We start from the raw sequence: 18,593 nt of genomic DNA on the forward strand, positions 1-18,593 counted from the left end.
CTGTGAGGTAATCTCACACCTCAGGCATGCGCCTTAGATGAATTAATATTCATCCTCTTTGAAGCCGAAATCACGCAGCTGAGACATTTTATTCCGCCAGTCCTTCTGCACCTTCACCCATAATTCCAGGTAAACGCGTGAGCCCAAAAGAGCTTCAATATCAGCCCGCGCTCTTTTGCCGACTTCTTTCAGAAGCGCTCCTTTTTTGCCGATGACGATGCCTTTTTGAGAATCCCGCTCGACCACAATGGTGGCGGCGACATGGACGGAGCCGTTTTCCTGCCCTTTAATGGACTCGATGGCGACAGCGATGCTGTGCGGCACTTCTTCCCTTGTCAGATGGAGCACCTTTTCCCTGATCAGTTCAGAAATAATGAACCGCTCGGGATGGTCAGTCACCTGATCGCTCGGATAGAACTGAGGCCCTTCCGGTAAATACGCTTCAATCTGCGCGAGAAGGGTTTCGACGTTGTTCCCTTCCAAAGCTGAGATCGGCACGATTTCCTTAAACGGATAGCGCGTACGGTACTCATCAATTAAAAGAAGCAGCTGGTCAGGGTGGATCTTATCAATTTTGTTTACGATCAGAAAGACCGGTGTAGACGTCTGTCCGAGCTTTTCAATGATAAACTCGTCGCCTTTTCCGTACCCTTCTTCGGCGTTAATCATAAATAACACCAAGTCAACTTCTTTCAGCGTATTCTGCGCCACTTTCATCATAAAGTCGCCAAGCTTGTGCTTTGGTTTGTGAATGCCCGGTGTATCAATAAAAATGGTCTGCGACGTGCCGGTTGTCAGCACCCCTTGGACTTTATTTCTTGTCGTCTGGGGTTTGTCGCTCATGATGGCGATCTTTTGACCGATGACCCTGTTTAAAAAGGTAGACTTTCCTACATTCGGCCTTCCGATGATAGATACAAATCCTGATTTAAAGCTTTCGTTCGTCATGTAAATCCTCCGATGAAAATGCGCCTGGTAATAATTCTTCCGCAGTCATTTCTTTTATTTGTCCTTGTAAGTTGGTCAGAATAACAAGCATATCCTTTGAGCACAGCTCGGAAATTACTTGTCTGCAGGCTCCGCACGGCGAAACCGGTCCCGGAGTATCCGCAGCCACGGCGAGCATCGCAAATTCCGTATCCCCCTCGGAAACAGCTTTGAATATCGCCGTGCGTTCAGCACAGTTGCACATGCTGTATGCCGCATTTTCGATGTTGCAGCCTCTGTACACTTTTCCGTCTTTGGTAAGAAGAGCGGCTCCCACTCTGAAATTTGAATACGGCACATACGCTGTGTCCCGCGCTTTTAATGCTTCTGCAATCAATTCTTGTCTGTTCATGTGTACTTAATTCCTCTCTTACCTTTATCCTGTATGATACCGCTGTCACTTTTATTTTACATAATTATGATTGGTTTTTCACGCCCATTTTTGGCAATGTAAAATAATTGTAAGAATCTTCTGCTAACATATCTTCGGCAAGAAGATGAGTAAACCAATGATACACGATATCACGGCAAAGACGCAAACGGCTCCGGCGGCCGCGTCCTTTGCCGCTTTTGCGAGCGGGTGATACTGATCGGTAACTAAATCCACAACATGCTCTATCGCCGTATTTAAAAGCTCCAAAGCAAGCATTCCTCCGATCAGCACCAAAACAACGGCCCATTCGGCTGTGCTCAGCCCGGTGAGAAAACCGCAAACGATAACGGCGCAGGCCGCGGTAATATGAAATTGAAAATTCCGCTCTGACCGCGCCGTTTTCCAGATTCCCCTCCATGCATGGACAAAGCTCTTCAGGAACCTGCTCCACTCGTTTTTATGATCTCGTGAGTCCATACTCATCCAGCAAATCCTTTTGCTTTGAAAACATTTCTTCCTCTTCTTCTTTTGTCATGTGATCATAGCCAAGCAAATGCAAAAAGCCGTGCACGGCCAGAAAACCGAGCTCCCTCATAAACGAATGGCCGTACTCTTCCGCCTGCTCTTTCGTTCTGTCTGCGCTGATGATAATATCTCCTAAAACAGGCGGCATGTCGGCGCCTACGATTTCAACCTCGTCTTCGCCTTCTTCTTCAAGCGCAAACGAAATGACGTCAGTCGGAGTGTCTTTTCCCCGGTAGTCTCTGTTGATTTCTCTGATTTCCTCATTTGTCACAATCGTGACCGATACTTCAGCCTGGTCCTGAACGCCTTCTTTTTCCGCCGCGAATTGGAGCAGCTTCTCCACTTCTTGGAGCGCATCAGCTGAGACGCTGTTCGTTTCATCAACAATATCTATGAGTAAACCCATTTATTTCACCTTCTTCGTAGCCTCCGGATATTCAATCCGGGAGTGGAAAATTCCTTTTAAAGTCGCACATAGTGTTTTTGCGATCGTATCCAGTTCTCGGAACGTGAGATCACATTCTGAGAATTGTCCGTCCTGAAGCTTATCGGATATAATTCCCCGCACCAGTTTTTCGATCCGCTCGGGATTGGGATTATGCATGGAACGGACGGCGGCTTCAACGCTGTCGGCCACTGAGATAATAGCCGCTTCTTTCGATTGCGGCTTCGGCCCCGGGTAGCGGAACTCTTTCTCTGTAATCTGGTCGCCCTTTTCTTTCGCTTTATAATAAAAGAATTTTAAAAGGGACGTTCCGTGATGCTGCTCCGCGATATCCACAAGCTCTTTCGGAAACTTATAGCTTCTGAGCATATTCGCACCGTCTGTCGTATGTGCGATAATGATATTTTTGCTGAGCTGAGGAGACAGCTTGTCATGCGGATTATCCATATTCATCTGATTTTCAATAAAATATTGCGGACGTTTCGTTTTGCCGAGATCGTGATAATACGCTCCGACCCGTGCTAAAAGACCGTTTGCCCCTACGGCTTCACAAGCCGCTTCCGACAGATTTGCCACCATGACGCTGTGATGATATGTACCGGGTGTTTCCGTTAAAATCTTTCGAAGCAGGGGATGATTCGGATTAGACAGTTCAATCAGCCTCATTGTTGAAAGAATGCCGAATCCCGTCTCAAAAAACGGCATCAGACCGATAATCAAAACGGATGAAGCAAGTCCCGAGACGACCCCCATCAGCATCAGCGTTCCGATTTCAACCGGTGACAGCGCCGTATTTTGTATTAATAAAAGCGACAGCACGATAATCATATTAATAAATGAGACGAACAGTCCCGTCTGCAATATTTTTGATCTCGCATTATGTTTTCCCAAAAACAGAATGCCTGAAATGCTGCTGATTAAATAGTAAATGCCGATGACGTAATTAAATGTTCCCGTCACACCCTGATTAAACATCATACTGCCGCAGATCGCCAGAATGATGCTTCCTAAAATGGCGAGCCTTTCATTGAGCAGCAGCCTGATTAAAATCGCGCCGGCGGCGATCGGCACAAGATAGCCGATATTGGTGTATTCAATCTTCTGAAAGAGACTGACGACTTCCATAATGACGAGAATAAGCGTTGTAATGATAGAAAACAGCAAAAGAGATTTATTTTTCAGCTTAAGCTCCTGCTGCTGTTTCTCAAAATAGTAGACAAGCGTGGCAATAAACAGGCCGATCATCAGAAGGAGACCGCTGATCGGTTTTAACAGGTTGGAATTATTCAAAAGACCCGTCAGTTCAAGCTTCCTGTATACTTCCCGGTCAATCAGATCATTCTCTTCCACGAGAACCTGTCCCTGTTTGATCTGTACCGGCTGGACGCTGTCTGACGCTTCCTGGCGTTTTTCATCGGTCGCTTTCGGATCAAAAACGTAATTCGGGATGACCGCGTATTTTCCGATTTCAGTCGCAGCCGCTAAATATTTTGACGGCACAGAAGCGCTTTTCAGCTCTTTTGCGACCTTATCCTTCGCTTCAGCAAGCTTTTCAGAAGGAATTTCACTGCTCATCACCGTATTCACCGCGGTAATGACGGAATCCCTCACAAATGAGAAATCTTCATTGTTTGCATGGAGAAGCGATTTAATGGCATCTTCCGAGACGGATTCATTGACATCCTGTGTCAGCTTGTTTTTCACCGATTTTACCAGTGATTTTTCCGAAGGTGACTTTTTGTCTTTTTCCGCATCTTTTTTCACTTCGCCGATACTGTCAAAAATGGAAGTGATCAGGTCAAGCCGGTTGTCGGTATAGCCTTTTTTCAGAGTGTATTGATCTTCCACCGCATCTTCGGCCGCCTGTTTTTTCGATTCCGTCGCCTGCTGATCTTCCACTGTGGCGGGCGCGTAAATCGTTTTATCACTGACTGCAAACAAATCCAAATTAAGTGATTCAGGTTTTACATGAATAAAGAGCAAACCAAACATGATCGCTGAAAGCAGCAGGTACAGCAGCACATGGGCTGAGCGGGCATGTCTGAAACTGCGGAACCGTTCCCGGGCGCTTTTGCCCTTTCCCTTCTTTTTCAAAACAAGAACCTCCTCCCTGAAACATCAGGAACACATCATATAAAAATGACCCGATAACGGGAGATCGGGTCATTTTTGCATTACTTTTGCTTATCATAAGCTTCAATAATTTTTGCAACAAGCGGATGCCTGACCACATCTGTCTGGTCAAGTTCAATCACGGAGATGCCGTTTACGTCCTTCAGCATGTCCTTCGCTACTGCAAGTCCCGATGTGACGCCTTTCGGCAGGTCAATTTGGCTTACGTCGCCCGTAATGATCATTTTAGAGCCAAAACCCAATCTCGTCAAAAACATTTTCATTTGAGCGGGAGTGGTATTCTGGGCTTCATCAAGAATCACATACGCGTCGTCAAGCGTCCGCCCTCTCATATAGGCAAGCGGGGCGATTTCGATAACCCCTCTTTCCATAAGACGCTCCGTATGGTCGCTTCCGAGCACATCATGGAGCGCATCATACAGCGGGCGCAGATAAGGATCTACTTTTTCCTTTAAATCTCCGGGCAGAAAACCGAGGCTCTCGCCGGCTTCCACAGCGGGTCTTGTTAAAATGATTTTTTTAATGTGGCCGTTTTTTAAAGCATGCACCGCTTTTACGACCGCCAAATAAGTTTTGCCGGTTCCCGCCGGCCCGATGCCGAACACCATGTCGTTTTTCTTCATCGCCGCCACATATTCTCTTTGGCCGATGGTTTTGACACGGATCGGTTTGCCTTTTGCCGTTTTCGTTATTTCCTCTTCATACATGCTTTCAAAATAGTCCAGTTCATCTTTTTTTGCCATTTTCACGGCATACAGCACATCACGTTCCGAAATCTCGATCCCCTTGCGAATTAAAGTAAGGAGCGAGCCCAATAATCTGTCAGCGATCTCAAATGTTTCATCATTCCCGGAAACGTAAATGGTTTCACCGCGTGTGATGAGGCTAATGCCCAGATCCTTCTCCATTAAATGTAAAAAGGCATCTTGGCTGCCGAACAAAGAAAGTGCTTCGTCCGGGCTTTTCAGTTTGTGATTAATCGCAAGTAAATGTTCTGCCATTCTTTAGTCTCCCTGAACAATAGGTGTGGTTTGAACGATATCTTCTATAACTTGGTAGAGAATAATCAACTTTACTTTACCATTCTCAACGGATTGGTGCAAAACTTTTTCACTTTCCACCTCTCCGCTGCCGTTTAATCGCTTTTCTACATCTTGTCTTCCCATTTTGATACCGGCCTGAACCGCTTCGCCTTTCGTATAAGTCCGCACGGATGTTTCACTTTCTCTTGTCTGTTCTTGAACGTAAGAAACCGGAAGCTTCATCCCCAGAAATTGAAACGGATGCTTTTCTTCCTCTGTTTTCGGATGTTTCAGCGGCTTCTCATTAAATTCAAAGCCCCAAAAAGGAACGCCCCATGATCCGAAAGACAGCTTGTGCTTCGTCCTTACTTTACCCGTATATAGCGTAAATGATGTTTCAAGGGGCACGGTTACTTCTGACTTGTACCATGTTTCTCCGTAAATTTCCGCTTTTGAGGCGACTTTCCGGTCTTCATTTCCGATCAGTCCTGAGACGAGGAGCTGTCCTTTGTCAACATGATCGTTCACAAAAGCCATCGGCTGCCCCTTTTGCACGAACATCCTTTTGATGACCGCCTTCTTTTTGGCAACGATATGGCGGGGGCTTACGTACTTTTCTTTTGTCGGTTCGTTCTTTTCGACCACTTTCATATGAAGGGCTGTCCCGTTCAATTCCACACCGACCCACGTAATATTATCGATGCCGTTTGTTAATGATTTTTGAATTTTCTCCGGCGTCATCATTAAAAATTGCAAACGGCCTTTTTTCACACCGATTTCTTCCAGATGCTTTACCATCTGATGCTCGGTCTCTGGCTTGGCCCCTTTAATATCAATGTCCCAAATCATGTTTGACAAAAGAAACAATATAACAAAAAATATCACAAATCCCGCAGTGAAGCCCAGGTTTAATTTTGATTTGAGAAGCAGAAAGGGAAGACCCTTTCTTTTTGTAAAGCTTGCTTTGCATTCATGTTTTCTGATGACTCTTCTGAAAGCATGTACATCTTGAAGCTGAATCATCAGCAGAACACAGTCTTGCTTTTTTTTCACCGCAAAGATGGCGATTCCGTTTCTCGTGCATTCATTCAGCAGCCGTTCAATCCCTTTTCCTTTGACTTCCACTTGGACTTTACCCGAAAAAAATGACAGCCATTTGTTTTTCACATTATTTCCCCCCGGCTTTATGAATCGACATATCGTACGTGATCTATCGTGCCTTCCAAAAGGATTTCCTCAGGAAGGATTGCCTTAATGACCAAGTTTTTTCCTGATATGATACACTGCCCCTGCTTGAGCATCAGCCTGACTTCTTCTTCACTGAACAGCAGGAGGCCTCTGTGATTCTCTATGTAGATATGAAGCCTGCCGACCATCGTAATACGAGGCAGATCCATCATAACGTCCGGGGGAATTTCCAATGCTCTTGTCAGCCATGCCTTTACACGATTCTTTCTTTGCCCCATAAAAAAAGAACCCCCTTTCATCTCATATGTATGATTTGAAAAGGGGTTCTAACACTTTATTTTTTACCGATGTTCCGCATGGTCCGGTGCGGTTTTTTTGCACGGGGCGGACCCAAAACCTCACTGAATATAATGCCTTGGACCGCAGTTTCTTTATTTATTTTGAGGGCTGATTTCTTCAGAGACGCGTTTCGTGCGCGTGCGGATGTCAGCTTATGTTCGAGCCCGTTAAACATCTGCTCCGTCTCCGCTAGGCGCTTTTCAGCTTCCCTTCTTTTTTGCTCAAAAGGGTTCTCTTCTGAAACGGCAGGCAATTCTTCCGCTTTTGGCTTATGCTCTTTCTGCGGCTGTTTTTGATCCTGCTTTTTTGCCTGATTTCCGGGACGTGTACCCGGCGGACGTTTTTCATCTTTGTTTTTCTTGCCGAATATTGCCGATATAATGCCGATGACGGCGGCAATGACGAGCGGATTTGTCAGAATCTCGTGCATATAGCGGCTCCCTCCTTAATAGAGAGGTTATTGTTGGTCTTCATCTTGCTGGTCATTCGTCAGCTTGCCGATAGAATCCCTCATGTCCGTATCCGCGTCGATATTTTTTATGTTCATATAGTCCATGACGCCGATGTTTCCTTCACGCAACGCTTCTGCCATCGCAAGCGGCACTTCGGCTTCTGCTTCTACGACTTTCGCACGCATTTCTTCTACGCGAGCGCGCATTTCCTGCTCTTGGGCGACCGCCATGGCGCGGCGCTCTTCGGCTTTGGCCTGCGCAATGTTTTTGTCTGCTTCTGCCTGATCCGTCTGAAGAATCGCTCCGATGTTTTTGCCGATATCAACGTCGGCGATGTCAATCGAAAGAATTTCAAATGCGGTGCCTGAATCCAGCCCTTTGCCAAGTACGGTCTGCGAAATCATATCAGGGTTTTCAAGCACTTTTTTATGATTGTGTGAAGAACCGATTGTCGAGACAATCCCTTCTCCGACACGGGCGACAACCGTCTCTTCTCCCGCTCCTCCGACAAGGCGCTCAATATTGGCTCTTACCGTGATTCTGGCTTTTGCTTTTACTTCAATTCCGTCCATGGCGACACCCGCGATAAACGGTGTTTCAATGACCTTCGGATTGACGCTCATCTGTACGGCTTCCAATACGTCACGCCCGGCCAGGTCAATGGCTGCGCAGCGTTCAAATGACAGCTCAATATTGGCGCGCTGTGCCGCAATCAGGGCATTGACCACCCTGTCGACATTACCTCCGGCCAGATAATGGCTTTCGAGCTGATTTGTTGTTGCGGACAGGCCGGCTTTGTGCGCTTTAATTAACGGATTGACAACGCGGCTTGGTATGACGCGCCGCAGCCTCATCCCGACCAAAGTGAAAATGCTGATTCTGACTCCTGCCGCAAGCGCCGAAATCCATAGCATCACCGGTACAAAGGTGAAGAATATGGCTAACACAATAATGGCAGCAGCAACTAATGCTAAAATCGCCAAACTTGACAGTTCCATCTAATTCCTCCTCAAGGTTATCATCTATATTTCTCTCACGACAATGCGTGAGCCTTCCGCTTTCACTACTTTCACCTGTCTGTCTTTTTCAGTGAATGATCCTTCCGAGACGACATCCAGACGTTCATCATCAATTATGACGGTGCCTGACGGTCTGAGGGCTGTAGCGGTAACGCCGACTTTTCCCAACAGCTCCGTCCGGTTCTGATTTGAAACATAACCGCTCTCCGTGCTTGTTGAATCAGTTAATATTAATTTTTTAAAGAATTTCATTCGTTTCCCCAACACCCTTGTTAATATGATAAAGGCTGTAATAGACACAGCAATGGCGATCAAGAGAGAAACCGCCATTACGGTAAAGCTGCCCGCAGCGAGAAAGAGGCTCGCGATGACGCCTGCAATACCGATAAGACCGATTATGCCTCCGGGCAGAAATATCTCTAAAAGGATAAAAACCAAGCCCGCGCAAAATAAGAATACGCTGTCATAGCCGGCGAATCCGGCAGCGATATGCCCGGTGAAAAACAGCAGCATGGCCGTCAGTCCGACGGCACCCGGTATCCCGAGGCCCGGCGAGAACAATTCAATGGTCAAACCAAGCAAAGCAAGCGTTAATAAGACGGGGACAACAAACGGATTTGTCAGCCATCTGCCCAGTTTGCCGACGAAACCTTCTTCTGCATGGTGAACATCCGCTTTGTCAAAACCGAGCTTTGTATATAAAGCATCAAGGTCTGAAACCGTGCCCTCCGAATATCCGACTTCCTTGGCTTTTTCAGCTGTCAGTGTCAGCAGTTTTCCCTTTGGGGCGCCCGCTTCCTTTGCATTAATGGCGGGATCTGCCATGGCCAGGGCGTATTTCGGATTTCGGTTGTTTTTAACCGCTGCGTCCTCCATTTCTGCATGCCACAGTGATTGGGCCTTTTTGTCTGCCGCGTTTCCCTTTCCGTCGATGATGGCTGCGGCACCCATTTTTCCGCCCGGCGCCATATAGAATTCATCTGCCTGGAGCGCTATATACGCTCCGGCAGAAAGCGCCCGTTTATTAACGTAAGCGGTAACAGGCACATCCGCGCGGCCGATGATATCCGCAATATCCAAGGCTGATTGAACGGCGCCTCCCGGTGTATTGATGTCAAGAATAATGTGTGACGCGCCGGACTCCTTCGCTTCTTTGAAAGAACGCGATAAAAACGAGGCGAGCCCCTGTTCGACATTTTTCTCAACCGGGATGACATAAACCGATGGGTGATCAGCTTTCGCGTTCAATTGAACCCCTAATAAAGATAATACAAATAAGCCCAATAGAGCAACAGCAATTCCGGTTTTTTTTCGGAACAAGGCAAATATACCCTCCTTCCCGTTTCGTTCTTCTTTATATACGTAACAAATGTACTTTAGTTTCATTTTTTTATGTATAAAAAAAGACATCTCTCAAGGAAAGATGTCTTTTTTCTTGTCAATTAAGATAATTGACTGCTGACAAGTCTGTTAATTACGCTGCCGTCAGCTTTACCTTTTACTTTAGGCATAATAGCACTCATCACTTTGCCCATGTCCGCTTTGGAGCTCGCACCGACTTCAGCGATGGTTTCATTTACGATTGTCTGCAGCTCTTCTTCAGAAAGCTGCTTCGGTAAATAAACTTCTAAAATGTCCAGCTCTTTTTGAACTTTATCTACTAAATCTAAACGATTAGCGTTTGAAAATTCATGGAGGGAGTCTTTACGTTGCTTAAGTTCACGAGATAGGACAGTAAGTTCCTCATCCTCGGTCAAACTGTCTTTCTTAAGCTTAATTGCTTCGTTTTGAAGTGAAGCTTTCACCATTCGAACGACAGTCAGTTTGTCTTTCTCACGGCTTTTCATATACAGCTTCATATCTTGGTTAAGTCGCTCAAGAAGACTCATAAATCCACCCTCTTTTAGAATTTGCGTTTTCTAGCAGCTTCTGACTTTTTCTTGCGCTTTACGCTAGGTTTTTCATAAAATTCGCGCTTTCTTGCTTCTTGCAAAGTACCTGTCTTTGATACACTGCGTTTGAAGCGACGAAGAGCATCTTCAAGCGATTCGTTTTTTCTAACGACCGTTTTTGACATTCTCTTTCCCTCCCTCCGAATACACCAATCGACTACCTTTAAAAAGATACATATATAAACATGTACTTTGACATTATAATATAAGCCATCAGTCAGGTCAACTAAGCGAGCTCACTTTTCCGTCATGAATAAGGCTGCTTGTCTATATAATGATGGAAAGGGGTGTTTCGTTTGATGATACTGATTCTCTTTACCGCACTTATCCTGGTTTTTTTACTCGGAATGAGCCTGCTCAGGCAGGGCCTGATCGCCTTAACGTATTCAAAAATTGAGAAGAGCCTGCTCTTATTTACCGACCACCCTTTGAAAGCTTTTCTCATAAGCATCGTATTCACCGGTTTTCTTCAGAGCAGCTCAGCCTTCATGGTCATTGTCATCGGCTTTGTCAGCGCAGGCGCTTTATCTTTTAAACGGACCATTCCGATGATTCTCGGCACGAATGTCGGCTCCACGTTTACGACGGAGTTTTTAGCCATAAAGATGGATGTGCTCATTTGGGTGCTTTTTATCGGAGGCCTTGTGTTTATCCTCCTCCGTAAATATCCGTTCAGGCAGATCGGCATAAGCTTCCTCGGTCTCGGCATCATCTTTTTTTGCATCACATGCTTCAGCCGGCTCGCCGTTCCGCTGACAGAAATGAAGGCGGGGGCGGAGGTTTTGCGACATGTGAATGATTCGAGCTGGTCCGCTCTTTTTATCGGCATGATATTGACGGCAATCATTCATTCAAGCTCCGTCTGCATCGGCATTTTGATGAGTTTTATGAACGAAGGGGTGATCGGCATTGAACAAGCGGTCAGCGTCGTTCTGGGATCTAATATCGGGACATGCGTCACGGCCGTCATGGCTGCTGTTTCAGGCGGTTATGCCGCCAGACAGACCGCCGGTGCTCACGTTGTGTTTAATATTCTCGGCGTGCTGCTCGTATTTCCCTTCCTGTCCGCATCAGCAGATTTTACGGAGCGCCTGTCTGATGATCCCGCGCAGATGATTGCGCATTTCAGCCTGTTATTTAACGTAGTCACCGCCTTATTGTTTCTGCCGTTCACACATTTGTTTTACCGGCTGATTGACAGGCTGATTCCTCCGAAACCGTAAAAAAACCGATGCGGGAAAGCACCGGTTTTTTTATCTGTTATGAAGACATGCGCATGTTTCGGGTCATTTCATCCTCAACGACGCGGACGAATTGTCCTTCGTTATACGGATAGCCCGCTTTTTGAATTTTGACTTTGACAAGTTTGCCGATTACATCTTCCGTGCCTTTGAAGACGACTTTCATGTAATTGTCCGTATAGCCGACGAACATGCCGTCTTCATCAGACTCTTTAAACGTCTCTTCAGGAATGATTTCCAGAACCTCTCCTTCATAATCGGAGGCGTATTCTTTTGCAAGCTGGTCAGACAGCGCAATCAGCTTATGCACCCGTTCGTTTTTCACGTTCTCGTCAACCTGGTCTTCCATTCTGGCCGCAGGTGTTCCGGTGCGTTTGCTGTAAGGGAATACGTGAAGCTCTGAAAACTTATGTTCTTTAATGAACCGGTATGTTTCCATAAATTCTTCTTCCGTTTCTCCCGGGAAACCGACGATGACATCAGATGTGACGGCAAGACCCGGCAGCGCTTCTTTCAGCTTATTTAAACGGTCCGCGAAAAATTCCATCGTATATTTGCGTCTCATCCGTTTCAGAACGGTGTTTGATCCTGACTGAATCGGGATATGAAGGTGACGGACGATTTTATCAGACTCATCCAGCACTTCAATCACTTCATCAGTGATTTGGCTTGCTTCAATAGATGAAATTCTGATCCGCTTCAGTCCTTCTACACGTGTATCAAGCTCGCGGAGAAGCTTGGCGAAATTATAATCTTTCATATCTTCGCCGTAGCCGCCCGTATGAATCCCCGTCAGGACGATTTCTTTATAGCCGGCATCCACCAGCTGCTGCGCCTGTTTAATGACTTCTTCCGGATCGCGGGAACGAAGCAGGCCACGCGCCCAAGGGATAATGCAGAACGTACAGAAGTTGTTGCAGCCCTCTTGGATTTTTAACGACGCTCTTGTACGGTCAGTAAAAGCGGGAACATCCAGCTCTTCAAACACGCGTGCTTTCATAATATTGCCGACGCCGTTGATCGGCTGGCGCTCTTCCCTGTACTGCTCAATGTAACCGAGCATTTTTTCACGATCCTGCGTGCCGACGACGATGTCAACACCCGGGATGGCCATAATTTCCGCCGGAGAGGTTTGCGCATAGCACCCTGTTACGCAGATGACGCCGTCAGGATTTTGGCGGATCGCCCGTCTGATGACTTGACGGCTTTTTTTATCTCCCGTGTTTGTTACCGTACATGTATTAATGACATATACATCTGCTGTCTGTTCGAATTCTTTTCGTTCATAACCCGCATCTTTAAACAGCTGCCAGATTGCTTCTGTTTCATAATGGTTGACCTTGCAGCCAAGGGTATGAAAAGCAACAGTTGCCATTACTGATCACCTCTTAATAACTCTGTATGATAGGAAACTGCGCTTAACGCGTAAAGAGGCGCAGTTTCAGTCCGTAAAATTCTCGGTCCGAGGCCGCATAAGACGGCGCCTTTTTCTGAAAGCTGATGAACTTCAGACTCAGTCAGACCGCCTTCAGGGCCGAATACGATTAAAAGAGACGAACCTTGCGGAAGGCTTTTGAGCTCCGCAGCGAAAGCGCCCGTTTCTCCCTGCTTTGATGACTCCTCGTATGCAACGACACATTTATCGACATTCTCCGCCATTTCAAGCAGCTGCCGGAACGTATGAACGGTTTTCACTTCGGGAATTTCATTGCGGTACGATTGCTCCGCCGCTTCCTTCGCGATTTTCGCCCATCTCTCCCGCTTTTTCTTTGCCTTTTTGTCATCTAGCTTAACGACGGATCTGGCGCCCTGAAAGGGGATGAACATACTTGCCCCCAGCTCGGTCCCTTTTTGGATAATCCATTCAAGCTTATCGCCTTTCGGGAGGCCGCTTGCGATCCTGATTTTTAACGGCAGTTCACGGTTTTCACCCGTCCACTCAGCAATGCTGCATGATATATGATCTTTAGAAACCTCTTTAAGCAGGCATAACGCTTCATGGCCGTCTTTCGAACAGCAGATAATCCGGCCGCCCGCACTCATTCTCATGACGTTCGCTATATGGTGGACGTCTTCCCCCGTGATTTGAAAATCGGGAGTTTCGTCCATCTCCTGCTTCGTGAGCTCGATAAAATATCGTTGCATACGCTGTGACACCTACTAACTGTTATTTTTTCGCGATGATGCTGACCCAATCTTCCATAGACAGAATTTCTATGATGGTAAAGCCGGCTTTTTCCAACGCTTCTTTTACTTCCTGTTTTTTCTGGCCGATAATGCCTGAAGTAATAAAATGGCCTCCGTCTTTGAGCAGGTCGTACGCCTGTGATGTAAAGCGGAGAATCACTTCCGCCAAAATATTTGCGACAATGACATCATGTTCGCCCGTGATGCCGTCTAACAAATTGTTCTGCTTCACTTCGGCCGCATCACTCACTTTGTTCAATTTCACATTCAGACGCGCGCTTTCAACAGCGACCGGATCAAGGTCATACGCATGAACCGATTCGGCCTCAAGCATGGCGGCCGCGATGCTTAAAATTCCTGAACCGGTGCCGACATCAATGACACGGTCGCCTTTTTGAACGATACGCTCAAGCGCCTGAATGCACAGAACGGTTGTCGGATGCGTTCCCGTACCGAATGCCATACCCGGATCCATTTCGATAATCAGTTCATCTGTATGAACAGGTGTGTACGTTTCCCAAGTGGGAACGATCGTGAACTTTTCAGAAATTTTCACAGGATGATAATACTTTTTCCAAGCTGTCGCCCATTCTTCTTCATTAACTTCAGAAATGGTGATTGTGTTTCTGCCCAAATCAATGTCGTACAAAAGCAGATTATTAATCGTCTCTTTAATGCCGTCCACCGTTTCGCCGAGGAAACTGTTGATCGGCAGATACGCTTTGACAATGACACCCTCATCGGGGTAATCATTGGGGTCGAGCTGGTAGATTTCCCCGTAAACATTCTCACGCTCTTTCATTAAATCAAGCGGATCTTCGATGACAACCCCGCTCGCACCAGCTTCATGCAAAATATTTGAGATGGGTTCGACCGCTTCATGTGTTGTGTGAATGCTGATTTCGGACCATTTCAAAACTACCAACTCCTATCCAATCATTACTCGCCTTTAAATGCGCGTTTTACTTTGTCAAAGAAACTCATTTCTTGTTCATCCGGCAGGTTTCCGCTGACTTCAGCGAACTCGCGGATGATGTCTTTTTGTTTGTCTGTCAGATTCGTCGGTGTGACGACGCGGACGACAATGTGCTGGTCGCCTTGTCCGTAGCCCCGGACGTTCTGAACGCCTTTGCCTCTTAATCTGAATTTCGTGCCTGTTTGTGTGCCGGCAGGTATTTTCAATTTCACTTTTCCGTGAAGCGTCGGCACTTCCACTTCGTCTCCGAGTGCCGCTTGCGCAAACGTTAACGGCATTTCGCAATAAATATCGTCTCCGTCGCGCTCAAAGAACTCGTGGGCGCGCACATGGAATACGACAAACAGATCTCCCGCAGGCCCTCCGTTTACGCCCGGTTCACCTTGGCCCGGAACGCGCAGCTGCTGTCCGTCATCCACACCGGCAGGAATCGTGACATTGATTTTTTTCCGTTTTTTCACTTTGCCCGTGCCGCCGCAGTCAGAACACTTGTTTTTGATGATTTTTCCTGTTCCTTCACAGTGGTGACAGACTCTTCGGTTAACCACTTTGCCAAACGGCGTGTTCTGTTCGACGTTCAGCTGGCCTGAACCTCCGCAGTGCGAGCACGTATCCGGCTTTGTTCCCGGCTTCGCGCCAGATCCTTTACATGTTTCGCAATTCTCTTCGCGCGGAATTTCAATGATCGTTTCTTTCCCGAATGCCGCGTCTTCAAATGACAGGGTCATTGTATACTGCAGATCCGCGCCTTGCCGCGGCGCATTCGGGTCACGGCGTCTCGTGCCGCCTCCGAAGATGCTTGAGAAGATGTCATCGAAACCGAAGCCGCCGAAGTCTCCGCCGCCTCCGAAACCGCCGCCGAATCCCTGGTTAGGGTCTGTATGGCCGAATTGGTCATATTGAGCGCGTTTTTGGTCGTCTGAGAGCGCTTCGTACGCTTCTTTTACCTCTTTGAATTTTTCATCTGCTCCGGATTCTTTATTGATATCAGGATGATATTTTTTTGAAAGCTTCCGATAGGCTTTTTTGATTTCATCCTTTGAAGCGCTCTTACTTACCCCAAGCACTTCATAGTAATCACGCTTACTCATCTCGCTTCACTCTCCCGAATTTCTCACATAAATTAGATTGTATCATTTTGAATTATGTTTTTTCAATTCCTTTTATCCCGGGCAAGAAAAAAAGTCAAAGCCAAGAGATGCCTGACTTTGACTTTCTGTCTGTTGAATCAGAATATGCTGTGTGTTCTTCCGCCTATAGCCATGCGGGAAAGAACTTATTTTTTCGTTTCGTCGTCTTTTACTTCTTCGTATTCCGCATCGACAACGTTGTCGTCCGCTTTTTTGCCTTCAGCGTTTGCTCCGCCTTCAGCCTGCTGCGCTTTCGCCGCTTCTTCGTAAAGCTTCATAGAAAGCTCTTGAACGATTGTTTGAAGCTCATCTTTTTTCGCTTTGATGTCTTCAATTTCGTTTTTCTCGATAGCGGCTTTCAGCGCGTCTTTCGCGTCGTTTGCTTTTTTCACTTGCTCTTCGTCCACTTTGCCTTCCAGATCTTTTAATGTTTTTTCCGTTTGGAACACAAGCTGGTCAGCTTCGTTGCGGACTTCGATTTCTTCTTTTCTCTTCGCATCAGCGTCAGCGTTTTCTTCCGCTTCTTTTACCATGCGTTCGATCTCATCATCAGAAAGACCTGAAGAAGATTTGATAGTAATGTTTTGTTCTTTTCCTGTGCCTAAATCTTTCGCTCTTACGTTTACGATACCGTTTTTGTCAATATCGAAAGAAACTTCGATTTGCGGTACGCCGCGCGGTGCAGGCGGGATATCAGTAAGCTGGAAGCGGCCGAGCGTTTTGTTGTCGGCAGACATCGGGCGCTCACCTTGAAGCACGTGAATGTCAACAGCCGTTTGGTTGTCAGCTGCAGTTGAGAATACTTGAGACTTGCTCGTCGGAATTGTCGTGTTGCGGTCGATCAGTTTTGTGAACACGCCGCCCATTGTTTCAATACCAAGAGAAAGCGGTGTAACGTCAAGAAGAACAACGTCTTTTACGTCTCCCGTGATGACGCCGCCTTGAATCGCTGCACCCAGCGCTACAACTTCATCAGGGTTTACGCCTTTATGCGCTTCTTTACCCGTTTCTTTTTTGATTGCTTCCTGTACGGCTGGAATACGTGTTGATCCGCCGACAAGGATAACTTTGTCGATTTCGCTCGCAGAAAGATCCGCATCTTGAAGAGCCTGACGGACAGGAGCCATTGTGCGCTCAACAAGGTGAGCGGAAAGCTCTTCGAATTTAGCGCGGGTCAGTGTCAGCTCAAGGTGAAGAGGACCTGCTTCTCCCGCTGTGATAAATGGTAAAGAAATTTGTGTAGATGCAACGCCGGAAAGATCTTTTTTCGCTTTCTCAGCCGCATCTTTCAAACGCTGAAGCGCCATTTTGTCTTTTGAAAGATCAATGCCGTTTTCTTTTTTGAATTCTGCTACGAGATGATCGATGATGACTTGGTCAAAGTCGTCCCCGCCAAGACGGTTGTCACCGGCAGTTGAACGGACTTCAAACACGCCGTCGCCAAGTTCAAGAACAGATACGTCAAACGTACCGCCGCCAAGGTCGTAAACAAGAATCGTTTGGTCTTCGTCCGTTTTATCAAGTCCGTATGCAAGCGCTGCTGCAGTCGGCTCGTTGATAATACGTTCTACTTCAAGACCGGCGATTTTACCGGCATCTTTTGTCGCTTGGCGCTCCGCATCGTTGAAGTATGCAGGAACCGTGATAACGGCTTTTGAAACTGTTTCGCCGAGGTAGCTTTCAGCATATGCTTTCAGATGCTGAAGGATAATAGCTGACACCTCTTGAGGCGTGTAGTCTTTTCCTTCGATTTCCACTTTATAGTCAGTACCCATATGGCGTTTGACAGACATGATTGTGTTAGGGTTTGTGATGGATTGGCGTTTCGCCACTTCCCCTACTTGGCGCTCGCCGTTTTTAAATGCAACGACTGACGGAGTCGTACGGTTTCCTTCAGCGTTGGCGATAACTGTAGGCTCTCCGCCTTCAAGCACTGCCACACATGAGTTTGTCGTACCCAAGTCAATTCCGATTACTTTACTCACTTTGAATTACCTCCTGCTATGTAGTTATTGATTCACTTTTACCATTGAAGGACGGATGACGCGATCCTTCAGTTTGTAGCCTTTTTGCAATTCTTCGATAACAATATTGCTGCCGAAGTTTTCATCTTCCACCTGCATGACGGCTTGGTGAAGGTTCGGATCAAATTCCTGACCGACAGCTTCGATGGCTTCAACGCCTTCTTTTTCAAGTGCGTCCATCAGCTGGCGGCGGACCATTTCCATACCTTGCAGCAAGCTTTTTGTCTGCTCGCTTTCAGCTTCTACCTGTAACGCCCGTTCAAAGTTGTCGAGCGCCGGAAGGATTTCCGTTACGACGTTTTGAGAACGGTATTTCTGAGCAGCTTCCATTTCAAGGCGGCTGCGTCGTTTATAGTTTTCAAAGTCTGCTTGAACACGCAAAAGCTTGTTTTCTTTTTCATCAAGCAAACCCTGCAATTCATCAATTTGGTGCTGAAGGGCTTCTTCCTGACCTGCCGTTTCTTCATGCTGCTCTTGTGAAGCGGCTTGTTCTGCCTGTTCTGTCACTTCTTCTTGTTCTGCTGCTTCAACCTGTTCTGCGGTTTGTTTTTCTTCTGACATTGTGTTCACCTCCCTCAAATGCTGTAAAAAGATGACTGA

The 18,593-nt window shown here is 46.7% G+C and carries 20 protein-coding genes; 1 reads left to right on the forward strand and 19 read right to left on the reverse strand.

What is annotated here, in order from left to right; translation table 11 throughout:
• Window positions 1–42 precede the first annotated feature (42 nt).
• From era to rpsU, 13 genes are all read right to left on the reverse strand, one after another.
• A complete protein-coding gene (gene era, locus NYE36_RS13375) occupies window positions 43–948 on the reverse strand; it encodes a GTPase Era (RefSeq protein WP_007408285.1) in 906 nt (301 codons plus the stop codon).
• Window positions 929–1,339: a cytidine deaminase gene (locus tag NYE36_RS13380; protein ID WP_003152976.1), complete on the reverse strand. Its 411-nt coding sequence runs from the start codon at window positions 1,337–1,339 to the stop codon at window positions 929–931. The genes era and NYE36_RS13380 overlap by 20 nt, the downstream gene beginning before the upstream one ends.
• A 123-nt stretch (window positions 1,340–1,462) precedes the next feature.
• Window positions 1,463–1,837 carry a diacylglycerol kinase family protein gene (locus NYE36_RS13385; protein WP_003152974.1) on the reverse strand — a complete coding sequence of 125 codons (375 nt, stop codon included), beginning with the start codon at window positions 1,835–1,837 and terminating at the stop codon, window positions 1,463–1,465.
• Window positions 1,818–2,291, reverse strand: a complete 474-nt coding sequence (gene ybeY, locus NYE36_RS13390; RefSeq protein ID WP_003152973.1) for an rRNA maturation RNase YbeY — start codon at window positions 2,289–2,291, stop codon at window positions 1,818–1,820. The genes NYE36_RS13385 and ybeY overlap by 20 nt, the downstream gene beginning before the upstream one ends.
• A complete protein-coding gene (locus tag NYE36_RS13395; RefSeq protein WP_007408284.1) occupies window positions 2,292–4,424 on the reverse strand; it encodes an HD family phosphohydrolase in 2,133 nt (710 codons plus the stop codon).
• An 80-nt stretch (window positions 4,425–4,504) separates the two neighbouring features.
• Window positions 4,505–5,464: a PhoH family protein gene (locus NYE36_RS13400; protein ID WP_007408283.1), complete on the reverse strand. Its 960-nt coding sequence runs from the start codon at window positions 5,462–5,464 to the stop codon at window positions 4,505–4,507.
• Between the two features lie 3 nt (window positions 5,465–5,467).
• Complete coding sequence (gene yqfD, locus NYE36_RS13405; protein ID WP_039254437.1) at window positions 5,468–6,652, reverse strand: sporulation protein YqfD; 1,185 nt, start codon at window positions 6,650–6,652, stop codon at window positions 5,468–5,470.
• Between the two features lie 17 nt (window positions 6,653–6,669).
• Entirely contained in the window at window positions 6,670–6,951 is a 282-nt protein-coding gene (gene yqfC / locus NYE36_RS13410; protein ID WP_003152966.1) for a sporulation protein YqfC, read from the reverse strand.
• A gap of 56 nt (window positions 6,952–7,007) precedes the next feature.
• Complete coding sequence (locus tag NYE36_RS13415; protein WP_015417844.1) at window positions 7,008–7,442, reverse strand: hypothetical protein; 435 nt, start codon at window positions 7,440–7,442, stop codon at window positions 7,008–7,010.
• A gap of 27 nt (window positions 7,443–7,469) precedes the next feature.
• A complete protein-coding gene (gene floA, locus NYE36_RS13420; RefSeq protein WP_007408280.1) occupies window positions 7,470–8,462 on the reverse strand; it encodes a flotillin-like protein FloA in 993 nt (330 codons plus the stop codon).
• Window positions 8,463–8,486: 24 nt separating this feature from the next.
• Entirely contained in the window at window positions 8,487–9,803 is a 1,317-nt protein-coding gene (locus tag NYE36_RS13425; protein ID WP_061860719.1) for a nodulation protein NfeD, read from the reverse strand.
• Window positions 9,804–9,925: 122 nt separating this feature from the next.
• A complete protein-coding gene (locus tag NYE36_RS13430) occupies window positions 9,926–10,372 on the reverse strand; it encodes a GatB/YqeY domain-containing protein (protein WP_007408278.1) in 447 nt (148 codons plus the stop codon).
• A 14-nt stretch (window positions 10,373–10,386) separates the two neighbouring features.
• Complete coding sequence (rpsU, locus tag NYE36_RS13435) at window positions 10,387–10,560, reverse strand: 30S ribosomal protein S21 (protein ID WP_003152957.1); 174 nt, start codon at window positions 10,558–10,560, stop codon at window positions 10,387–10,389.
• 171 nt (window positions 10,561–10,731) lie between these two features.
• Between rpsU and NYE36_RS13440 the strand changes: the two genes are divergently transcribed.
• Window positions 10,732–11,658: a Na/Pi symporter gene (locus NYE36_RS13440; protein WP_113766759.1), complete on the forward strand. Its 927-nt coding sequence runs from the start codon at window positions 10,732–10,734 to the stop codon at window positions 11,656–11,658.
• A gap of 37 nt (window positions 11,659–11,695) precedes the next feature.
• Here the strand turns inward: NYE36_RS13440 and mtaB are convergent, their stop codons facing one another.
• The 6 genes from mtaB to grpE all read right to left on the reverse strand — a co-directional run bounded on the left by mtaB (window position 11,696) and on the right by grpE (window position 18,554).
• Window positions 11,696–13,051 (reverse strand): tRNA (N(6)-L-threonylcarbamoyladenosine(37)-C(2))-methylthiotransferase MtaB, encoded by a 1,356-nt coding sequence (gene mtaB / locus NYE36_RS13445; RefSeq protein ID WP_241457560.1) that lies wholly within the window; start codon window positions 13,049–13,051, stop codon window positions 11,696–11,698.
• Window positions 13,051–13,821 (reverse strand): 16S rRNA (uracil(1498)-N(3))-methyltransferase, encoded by a 771-nt coding sequence (locus NYE36_RS13450; protein WP_015417848.1) that lies wholly within the window; start codon window positions 13,819–13,821, stop codon window positions 13,051–13,053. The genes mtaB and NYE36_RS13450 overlap by 1 nt, the downstream gene beginning before the upstream one ends.
• Before the next feature lie 22 nt (window positions 13,822–13,843).
• The gene (gene prmA, locus NYE36_RS13455; protein WP_053573184.1) at window positions 13,844–14,779 is read right to left on the reverse strand and encodes a 50S ribosomal protein L11 methyltransferase; all 936 of its coding nucleotides are present in this window, start codon (window positions 14,777–14,779) and stop codon (window positions 13,844–13,846) included.
• Between the two features lie 23 nt (window positions 14,780–14,802).
• Window positions 14,803–15,930: a molecular chaperone DnaJ gene (dnaJ, locus tag NYE36_RS13460; protein WP_003152895.1), complete on the reverse strand. Its 1,128-nt coding sequence runs from the start codon at window positions 15,928–15,930 to the stop codon at window positions 14,803–14,805.
• 185 nt (window positions 15,931–16,115) lie between these two features.
• Entirely contained in the window at window positions 16,116–17,954 is a 1,839-nt protein-coding gene (dnaK, locus tag NYE36_RS13465) for a molecular chaperone DnaK (protein WP_094032235.1), read from the reverse strand.
• A 24-nt stretch (window positions 17,955–17,978) separates the two neighbouring features.
• On the reverse strand, window positions 17,979–18,554 hold the full coding sequence (grpE, locus tag NYE36_RS13470) for a nucleotide exchange factor GrpE (protein WP_003152892.1): 576 nt from the start codon (window positions 18,552–18,554) through the stop codon (window positions 17,979–17,981).
• Window positions 18,555–18,593 lie beyond the last annotated feature (39 nt).

The sequence above is a fragment of the Bacillus sp. FSL R5-0593 genome, assembly GCF_038603755.1.
Lineage (GTDB): Bacteria > Bacillota > Bacilli > Bacillales > Bacillaceae > Bacillus > Bacillus velezensis.